Source organism: Steroidobacter sp., assembly GCF_016790065.1.
GTDB lineage: Bacteria > Pseudomonadota > Gammaproteobacteria > Steroidobacterales > Steroidobacteraceae > Steroidobacter.
Genome location: NZ_JAEUPY010000544.1, coordinates 1 through 9462, shown reverse-complemented (window position 1 = coordinate 9462; position 9462 = coordinate 1). Strand labels below are relative to the sequence as shown.

Below are 9462 nucleotides of genomic sequence, written 5' to 3'. Positions count from 1 at the left end.
GCCGACGCCGCGCTGGCGTTGGTGGAAGCGGGCGCCGATGGCGTGAAGGTCGGCATAGGTCCGGGCTCGATCTGCACCACTCGTGTGGTCGCGGGTGTCGGCGTTCCGCAAATCACTGCCGTTGCCAATGTGGCCGCGGCGTTGAAGGCCAGCGGCATCCCGCTGATCGCCGACGGCGGTATTCGTTTCTCGGGCGACATCGCCAAGGCCTTGGTGGCCGGCGCTCACTCGGTGATGTGCGGCGGCATGTTCGCCGGCACCGAAGAGTCGCCCGGCGAAGTCGAGCTGTATCAAGGCGCGTCGTACAAGTCGTACCGTGGCATGGGCTCGCTCGGCGCCATGGCGCAGACGCACGGCTCCAAGGACCGCTATTTCCAGGACGCGACCGCGGAGCTGGAAAAGCTGGTGCCCGAAGGCGTCGAAGGCCGCGTGCCCTACAAGGGTTCGGTGGTCACCATCCTGCATCAGCTGGCCGGCGGCCTGCGAGCTGCGATGGGTTACACCGGCAGCCGCACCATCGAAGACATGCGTACGCGGCCGCAGTTCGTGCGCATCACCAATGCCGGTGTGCGCGAAAGCCACGTTCATGATGTGACCATCACGAAAGAAGCACCCAACTACCGTGTCAGCTGATACTTTGTCTCGCTCCGACATTCACGCGCACCGCATTCTGATTCTCGATTTCGGCGCGCAATACACTCAGCTGATCGCTCGCCGAGTTCGCGAAAGCGGCGTTTATTGCGAGATCCTGCCGTGGGATGTCACGGATGCGGAAGTCCGGGACTTCGGTGCCAAAGGCATCATTCTCTCCGGCGGCCCGGAGTCGACCACCGACGCGAACGGACCGAAGGCACCGCAAGCGGTATTCGACAGTGGCGTGCCGGTGCTGGGCATTTGTTACGGCATGCAGACGATGGCTGCACAGCTCGGTGGGCGCACCACCGCCGGCACGCATCGCGAGTTCGGCTACGCGCAGGTCACCTCATCGGTCCCTTGTAAGTTGCTCGACGGCTTGTTCGATCACAAAGACGAACAAGGCCGGCCGTTGCTCGATGTTTGGATGAGTCACGGTGACAAGGTCGACGAATTGCCTCCTGGCTTCGTCGGCGTCGGCTTCACCAACAGTGTGCCGCTGGCCGCCATGGCCGACGAATCGCGCCACTACTACGCGGTGCAGTTCCATCCCGAAGTCACGCACACCCTGCAGGGCGAAAGAATTCTGGAACGTTTCGTTCGTGAGATCTGCGGCTGCGAGGCGCGTTGGAGCTCGGGCAACATCATCAACGACTCCATCGCTCGCGTGCGCGAGTCAGTGGGTCGTGACAATGTGCTGCTCGGCTTGTCGGGCGGTGTCGATTCTTCCGTCGTCGGCGCGTTGTTACATCGTGCCATTGGCGACCAACTCACTTGCGTGTTCGTCGACCACGGCCTGCTGCGGCAGGGCGAGGGCGATCAAGTGATGGAAACGTTCGGCAAGCACATGGGCGTGCGCGTGATTCGCGTCAATGCCGAAGAACGTTTCCTGACCGCGCTCAAAGGCGAAGTGGATCCGGAGCGCAAGCGCAAGATCATCGGTCGCCTGTTCGTCGAAGTGTTCGAAGAAGAGGCTGGCAAGCTGCAAGGCATTCGCTGGCTCGCTCAAGGCACTATTTATCCCGACGTGATCGAGTCCGCCGGCACGCGCACCGGCAAGGCTCATGTGATCAAGAGCCATCACAACGTCGGCGGCCTGCCTGAGAAGATGAATCTCAAACTGTGTGAGCCGCTGCGCGAGTTGTTCAAGGACGAAGTGCGTCGGCTCGGCGTCGAACTCGGCCTGCCGCGCGAGATGGTGTATCGCCATCCGTTCCCGGGTCCTGGTCTCAGCGTGCGCATTCTAGGTGAAGTGACCAAGACGTACTCCGAGGTGCTGCGCAAAGCCGATCATATTTTCCTCGAAGAACTGCGCAAGCACGATCTCTACGACCGCACCAGCCAAGCGTTCGCGGTGTTCCTGCCCGTGCGCTCGGTCGCCGTCATGGGCGATGGCCGTCGCTACGACTACGTCATCGCGTTGCGCGCCGTCGAAACCATCGACTTCATGACCGCGCGTTGGTCACGCCTGCCGTATGAGTTCCTCGATCTGGTCGCTCGCCGGATTTGTAACGAGGTCAACGGCATTTCTCGAGTGACCTATGACATTTCAGGGAAGCCACCGGCGACCATCGAGTGGGAATAAAAAGTTATCCATCACCATCGATCGGCATCTATCGAAAATTTGACCTAAGTTCCTGTTTTCAAAAAGTTTTCCGTTCGCTGTCTATCGCAGACTATCGCGGGCCAACGGAAGATTTTGACGGTACTACTGACGGTATCGAGTTTTTCTGCTTCGACTACGATCCAGAAATACCGTCACGATACCGTCAGGCGTCGGGCCGCGAATCAAGCGGACGCGCCGGAAAGCCTTCGAAAATAGGCCTTCTCGCACGGTCGTAACGGAAAGCATTCATCGAGCCGAGGTGCCCCGATGCTGACCGACACGACGTTGAGAAACCTGAAGCCGCAATCCGCACCCTACAAGGTGAGCGACCGAGACGGTCTGTATGTCCTGGTGACGACGACCGGATGCATTTCGTTTCGCTACGACTACCGTCTGAACGGGCGCCGCGAGACATTCGTGATTGGCCGCTACAGCCCGCGCGGTCTGACGCTCGCGCAGGCGCGAGAGCAGTGCCTGGCGGCGCGCAACGCCGTGCTGCGAGGTGAGTCTCCTGCCCAGGTTAAGCAGAATGAGAAGCAACGCCTTAAGGCCGCCAAAACCTTCTGTGACTACGCCGAAGAGTGGTTCCGCGAGGCCGACCTTGCCGATAGCACCAAGGCGATGAGGCGTGGCGTCTACAACCGCGACATTTATCCGCGCTTCAAGAGGCGGGTGATGACCGAGATCACCGAGGACGATGTCCGTTCCCTGTGCGAGAAGATCAAGGCTCGCAATGCACCGGCCACTGCCCTACATGTGCGGGACGTGATCAAAGCGGTGTTCGAATTCGCGTCCCTCAAGGGAGCCAAGATCCCAAACCCGGCCGCAAGCATCGCTCCGAAGGCGATCGCCACCATCAAAGCACGCGATCGTGCGCTGAGTCCGCTCGAAGTCCGGCTGATGCTGCTAACGCTCGAGCATATTCAAGCGACCGCAGATCATCGACTGGCGATCCGCCTCATCCTGCTGACGCTGATCCGCAAAGGCGAACTGATCGGGGCGACATGGGATGAAGTGAATTTCCAAGCACGGATCTGGAGCATCCCGAAAGAGCGCATGAAGGGGAGGCGGCCGCACAATGTCTATCTGTCACGGCAGGCGATTTCGATTCTGACTGCGCTCAAGTCGTGCGCTGGAAGCTCACGATACATTCTGCCCTCCCGGCACAATCCAGATGCTCACATTGCGCCCGGCAGCCTGAACCGGCTCACGCAATCCGTCGTGGAGCAGGCGCACTCGCGGAAGCTCCCGCTGGAGGATTTCACACTTCACGATCTGCGGCGCACCGGCTCCACGATTCTCAATGAAGTCGGTTTCAATGGGGACTGGGTCGAGATGTGCCTTGCGCATCATCAGGGCGGCTCTCGCGGTGTCTACAACAAGGCCAAGTACGCGGAGCAGCGGAAGCACATGCTTCAGGAGTGGGCAAACATGATCGATGCCTGGGTCGCGGGGAATTCCTATGCACCCGTGCTCTTGCCGCCGTTTGTTGAGGCCTATGTTCCCCACGTTGCGTTGGACGTGGAAGGAATGAACCAATGGCAATGAGACGGTTTGATGAGTATGCGCAACTATGGTTCGCGCAGGCGGATCTGTCCGAACGGACGATCTATCAACGTCGGATTGTTTATCAACGCGACATCGAGCCGCTTCTCAGAGGACGCCCCATCACCGACATCGATGCCGATGAGGTTCGGTCGCTGTGTGAACGTGTCAAGTCGCGGGGAGCGCCGGCAACGGCGGTTCATGTGCGTGACATCATCAGAGCCGTTTTCACCTTCGCGCGCCGACAAGGGTATGAAGGGGGGAATCCGGCTGCGGAGATCGCGGCAAATTCTATTGCGGTATTCCAGCCACGACAGCGCTCGCTGTCCCCCAGTGAGGTCGGAATACTGTGTCGACTGATGGAGGAGACGCGGGTCAGGACGGAGTATCAGTTTGCGCTGAAGCTCATTCTCCTAACCCTCGCTCGCAGGAGCGAACTCGTCATGGCGACGTGGTCTGAGATTGATTTCGAAGGCGGTATTTGGACAATCCCACCGGGCCGCGCGAAGTCGACGAAGCCGCGGTATGTCTACCTTTCCAGGCAGGCACTCGACATTCTGATTGAGTTGAAGGTGCGGGCCGGCGCTTCCGAATACGTCCTACCCTCGATGCTGGATCCGTTCATGCCGATGTCACCCGTGTGCCTGAATCACACGACGACTGCGATCTTCAAAGAAGCACAATCTAGAAAGTTGCCCCTGGCGCGGTTCTCCGTGTACGACCTTCGCCGCACGGCATCGACGATTCTGCGGGATGCTGGCTTTAACGCTCACTGGGTTGAGTTAGCTCTTGCGCGCGAAGTCATTGAAGCAAACCGTGGTCTCCACGACAGATCACAGTACGCCGAACAACTGCGGCACATGCTGCAGGAGTGGGCGGATATGGTGGACGCCTGGGCGCGCGGTACATGGCACTCGCCGGTCCTGCTTCCACCAGCGATGAGCGAGACTACAGCGCCGTCTTGAGCGGCCGCCGCCTGCGCAAGCGCACATCGGGGACGGGAGCTCGTCCCAGCCGCGCCTGTTCTGCTGGCTGCTTTCGAGCATCTAGCCAGGCATAGACCTCGTCGAGATCCCAGACTACGCAGCGGGGAGTGAGATAGAACCGCTTTGGAAATTCGCCGCGACATTCCATCTCATAAATGGTCGTGTTCGCGAGCGGTACAATCTTGCGCAGCTCAGCGCGACGGATGGTTCGTCGCAGTGGCGGAAGCATTTTGCTTGTATCTGAAGTCATACGATGACGGAGCGCGCAGGCAACGGAAGCCATAGGTCGGAACAAGCTCCTGAAATGGATGCGGGTAGTTAAGGTGACTGCAAGATAATTGCCAGCTCTGCACCAACGCCCAGGCGAGCGTCAGCGCCCGCATGCCGTGCGCTCACGCTCGCGCTGTTCCCATGCAGCCACGTCCTTAACGTCCCACAGATTGAAGCTACCGAACTCCTGGATGCACGGAGCGGGAAACGGATTGACCTTACGCTTCATGCGCCGAAAAATTGTTCGTCTTGAGCAACGGAATCTGGCGCACAGATCTTTTGCAGAGAGATATACCAAGCCTGCGTCGGACGCGCGGTCAGCCCCTTGTGCGGGGTAGTCCGAGGTCGATTGACACGTATTAAGACCGACGGATTTCATACAACAACCCTCGAACGGTAAACGATGGGGCGCAGCGCTTGCTGCAAATATCCCGGCGCCGGCGGCGCCGAGACGGCGCATTGCCAGGAATGGCATTGGAAGCTGGAGACGACGAAAGGGGCCCGATGAATGGCAGATCAGCAGAGGGCGGCCAATCGTGTTGGTCGTCTGAGGTCAGGGCGTGCGGCTCAAGTGCCGCACAGGTACGAGTATGGAGCTGAGGTTTTTTGCATGACCGAGCGCGACGTCGCAGTCGTCGCTGTCGGTTTGGCGTGCTTTCAAGTCGTGATCGAGCGCGGATGATCGGCAGGCCGGGGGAGGTCGCCAATCCAGGGTCGTGTGCCTCTTGAGGCGGCTGCCCATAAGAGGTCAGGTTTGCGGCGCAGTCTCTTGCGCAGATAGAAGGTTGCCGCAAGACTTTGTGCAGGAGACGCTGCGACGCCGGCCTTGAAGGCTCGCCACGACAGTGCTGTGTACACACGCGAGACAACTGGCGTTCTAGCCAACGCGCACACATCTGCTCAGTCTTGGTGGCGAGCGCTCGATCACACTCAGCAGCCGCAGGATCTCTCTCCTTCATCTGCTTCACGTGTTTGTCCGCTCCGCGGACGATTCGTCGCGACAACGATGCTCGCAAGACAGTATGACGAGATGTTGATCGGACACGCGTTGAGTTCGCTTTGGGAAGACGGTTTCGTGTTGTCGGCCGTCACGGCATCACGTGAGCACGGAACATCCGGAAGGTTCAGTTGCGCAGTCGCTAGGAATGAACCCGAGAGTTCTCTTGGTCAAGCATTATTGCCGAATACTCAGCATGCCCCGATTGTCAAAGCAATGATCGCTGCGGTCTGCGACGGAAATGATCCTTTGTCATGTCAATGTGACGTCAGTTCAGATATTCGTTGAGCGCACAGACGGCAAATACGAGCCCACGGCTGAGCCATCGCATGCATAATGTGCAAGCGCGTATGGGGAGCGACGGCCCGATCCTGAGTGGAACGCAAGAGCATTGGTCGTTGTCCAAAGTGTCAGCCCGGATGTGTTCGCGCCGACTACGGACGAAGCGATGGAACCGTTCGATTTAGCTCAATCGTTCATCGAGTGCGGTGAGCGAGCCGTCTCAGTCGATGAGCTCGCGAAGTCCTTTGAAGACACTGTTCAGCGTCTTGGATTTCGACACTTCGCCTGTTGTACGCACGTCAATCCTCTCAAGCCGCCGGCATGGGCCATCGTGGTCCACAACTATCCAGCCTCCTGGGCTGATCTTTACTTTGAAGATTCCTTGCACCAGATCGATCCTGTCCTGTTGTGTGCCGAGCGAACATTTCTGCCGTTTTTTTGGGATTCTCCTGACTTCGTCGGGCAGCTGACAAGAGGGCAACTGCAGATTCTTGCCCGAGCCGCGCGGTTCGGCGTTTGTCACGGCTATACGATTCCATTGCATTCACCCTCCAGCGCCAAGGGATACGGCGCCTCATGTTCCGTCGTGCCTGATTCGAAGCAGATCGAAAGTCGCAGCTACTTTGCTGTGCAGCTGATGGCGATGTATTTCTACGCAGCGGCCCTTCGAATGAAAATGAAGGCATCGGCGCAACCTGAGCGACCCGGCATACATCTGAGTCAGCGAGAGCGAGAATGTCTCGAGTTGGCCGCTGGCGGAAAGAGCGACTGGGCGATCGGCCAGATTCTGAGAATCAGCGAGCACACAGTCCATCGGCACATTGAATCGGCCAAGGTCCGGCTTGGCGTGTCCACTCGCGTGCAGGCCATCATGAGGGCGGTGGAGAATCGAGAGATCGCTTTCGGCGACGTCGTCCAGCCAGATCTCAGTCCAGAGCGCGCGCGCTTACTCGATCGTCATCCGTAGAGCGAAAAGCGATCGTTATTATGCATCAATGCGCTGGCGGTGTCCGGTCGTGCCGACTTCGCGCCATAAACATGCGGGGGAATTGTTTCATATAGCTCTCGTTTGTTTCTCTGTCAACTAGCCTGATCAGGGTAGGGTAAAGCGCCGCGAACTGTCATAGAACGGATCCAATGTTGCCGCAGCATCGAAGCAGATTGTCTGCTCAACCGTGATCTGAATTTACGCCAGTGGCTAACGCTAGACAGACGGGTGTGGAGCGAAGCGCAAGTGGTCGACACTCGCTCCACCTGTGCGGAAGTTCCAAGTATCCCGCCCGAGCGGTCGAACCAACGGCGCGCTGCTCTATATATGTGCACGCGAGCGCCTCTGATGTGCCTCACTCGCACCGATTCAGCGTCGGCATGGTGGCCAACTGGCAGGCCGGATACGAGATTGAACAGCGCGAGGCGCGCCGCCGCTCTGGGACGAGGGGGTCGACTTGCTTGGCGGGTCGTCGTTCAACACGGGTAGGTTTCAGAACGATCCCCGAAAAAAACTTTTGCACCACTGTGGTGGATGGCTAGCAGATGGGGCATTTCAGTCGCGAAGAGGAATTGTTCGCGGCCGCCCTGGCCTTGCCCACGGCGGAACGAACTCGCTATCTGGAATGCGTTTGCAGTGACGATGCTCGCTTGCTCGAGCGCCTGGAGGAGCTGATTGAGGCGAGCGAGCAAGCGCCGCGTTTCATCAAGGAGCGAGAGTCGTTCGAGAGAATCGAAGGGGTCGGCGACCAGATCGATCGCTATCGCTTGGTCGAGGCGCTCGGGGAGGGCGGTTGTGGAATCGCCTATCTGGCCGAGCAGGTGTCGCCCGTCAAGCGTCATGTTGCTCTCAAGGTCATCAAGCCCGGGATGGACACCCGGTCCGTCATCGCTCGTTTCGAGTCCGAGCGACAAATCCTCGCAGTGCTCGACCATCCTCATATCGCGCGAGTCTTCGACGCCGGCATCTCACGCAGAGGACGGCCGTATTTCGTGATGGAGTTGGTGCGCGGGGTGCGACTGACCGAGTACTGCACCCAGGCGCGCTTGACGATTGCAGAGCGATTGCGACTGTTCAACCAGGTCTGCCTGGCCATTCAACATGCCCATCACCGCGGAGTGATCCATCGGGACATCAAACCTTCGAACGTGTTGGTGACTTTGGACAATGGCAACCCGATTGCGAAAGTCATCGATTTCGGCTTGGCCAAAGCGATGGCCGCGTCGCTGAACGATCGCGTCTCACATACGGGCGCGGGACAGTTTCTCGGCACGCCAGCCTATGTGAGTCCCGAACAGGCCGATCCTCGCCAGCTCGAAGTCGATACGCGCAGCGATGTCTACAGCCTCGGGGTTCTGCTCTATGAGGTATTGACCGGCGCCACACCGTTCGAGGGGTGCGATCCGTACCGGTCGTGCGCCAATTTTCTGCGACAGATTCTTGTCGATGAGCCGAGCACGCCTTCCAAGCGACTGATCAATGCAGAAACGATGCCCTTGGCGGAGCGGGCATCACTCTACCGAGCCTCCGCTTCGAAGCTAATCAGGCAGGTGAGCGGAGACCTGGACTGGATCGTCATGAAATGCCTGGAGAAGGATCGCAACAGGCGATATCAAACGGCCAATGACCTCCGACTCGATCTGGAACGGCATTTGAAGCACGAAGCGGTGCTCGCGCGGCCGCCCAGCATCCTCTATACCATGCGCAAGGCGGCCAGGCGCCACCAATTGCTCTTCGCTGCCAGTGTGGCCGGCGCCGTACTCGGGCTGTTCATGGTTGCTTTCGCGATCACTGTGTCGTTTCAGGCACGTCGTATCGTGGCGGAGACAGACCGCGCTGAGCAGGAGAAGCTGCACGCTGAACAGATCGCGAACATCGTGCTCAAGGTGCTCGCTGCGGCCGACCCCTTCGAGAACGATGCAAAGGAGATGACGGCGCCGGATTTGTTGGACCAAGCGGCCCAGGAAATCAGGGATGAACTGACGGACGGATCCGAAGTTCGCGCCTCCATGCTGGAGGCCGTGGGTCGCGCCTACCGCCGCCGAGGTGACGCCCAGAAGGCGATCGACTATCTGCATGATGCGGTTCGGGCTCGCACCCAGATGCAGGCGGGCGGGGACCTTGCAACGCTGGGTGCAATGATCGAACTGTCCAT

Annotated in this window: 8 protein-coding genes; 6 read left to right on the top strand and 2 right to left on the bottom strand. The window is 59.2% G+C overall.

The genetic code is table 11. The annotated features are described in order from the left end of the window. The 4 genes from guaB to JNL55_RS22550 form a co-directional block, all read left to right on the top strand. Window positions 1-633 (top strand): IMP dehydrogenase (guaB, locus tag JNL55_RS22565; protein ID WP_293859278.1); only part of this gene is annotated, 633 nt, incomplete at its 5' end. Continuing rightward, entirely contained in the window at window positions 623-2218 is a 1596-nt protein-coding gene (guaA, locus tag JNL55_RS22560; protein ID WP_293859275.1) for a glutamine-hydrolyzing GMP synthase, read from the top strand. The genes guaB and guaA, both read left to right, overlap by 11 nt. A gap of 288 nt (window positions 2219-2506) precedes the next feature. Further along, the gene (locus JNL55_RS22555) at window positions 2507-3787 is read left to right on the top strand and encodes a tyrosine-type recombinase/integrase (protein WP_293859272.1); all 1281 of its coding nucleotides are present in this window, start codon (window positions 2507-2509) and stop codon (window positions 3785-3787) included. After that, entirely contained in the window at window positions 3778-4749 is a 972-nt protein-coding gene (locus JNL55_RS22550) for a tyrosine-type recombinase/integrase (RefSeq protein ID WP_293859269.1), read from the top strand. The genes JNL55_RS22555 and JNL55_RS22550 overlap by 10 nt, the downstream gene beginning before the upstream one ends. On the opposite strand, the gene JNL55_RS22545 is transcribed toward JNL55_RS22550, so the two are convergent. Both JNL55_RS22545 and JNL55_RS22540 read right to left on the bottom strand, forming a co-directional pair. After that, complete coding sequence (locus JNL55_RS22545; RefSeq protein WP_415923142.1) at window positions 4733-5020, bottom strand: helix-turn-helix transcriptional regulator; 288 nt, start codon at window positions 5018-5020, stop codon at window positions 4733-4735. The two genes, JNL55_RS22550 and JNL55_RS22545, sit on opposite strands and share 17 nt — an antisense overlap. A gap of 120 nt (window positions 5021-5140) precedes the next feature. Beyond that, window positions 5141-5269 carry a hypothetical protein gene (locus JNL55_RS22540; protein ID WP_293859266.1) on the bottom strand — a complete coding sequence of 43 codons (129 nt, stop codon included), beginning with the start codon at window positions 5267-5269 and terminating at the stop codon, window positions 5141-5143. A 1216-nt stretch (window positions 5270-6485) separates the two neighbouring features. On the opposite strand from JNL55_RS22540, the gene JNL55_RS22535 reads away from it, so the two are divergent. Beyond that, a complete protein-coding gene (locus JNL55_RS22535) occupies window positions 6486-7286 on the top strand; it encodes a helix-turn-helix transcriptional regulator (RefSeq protein WP_293859281.1) in 801 nt (266 codons plus the stop codon). A 788-nt stretch (window positions 7287-8074) separates the two neighbouring features. Continuing rightward, window positions 8075-9462: serine/threonine protein kinase (locus JNL55_RS22530; RefSeq protein ID WP_293859264.1), on the top strand; the 1388-nt coding region annotated here is incomplete at its 3' end.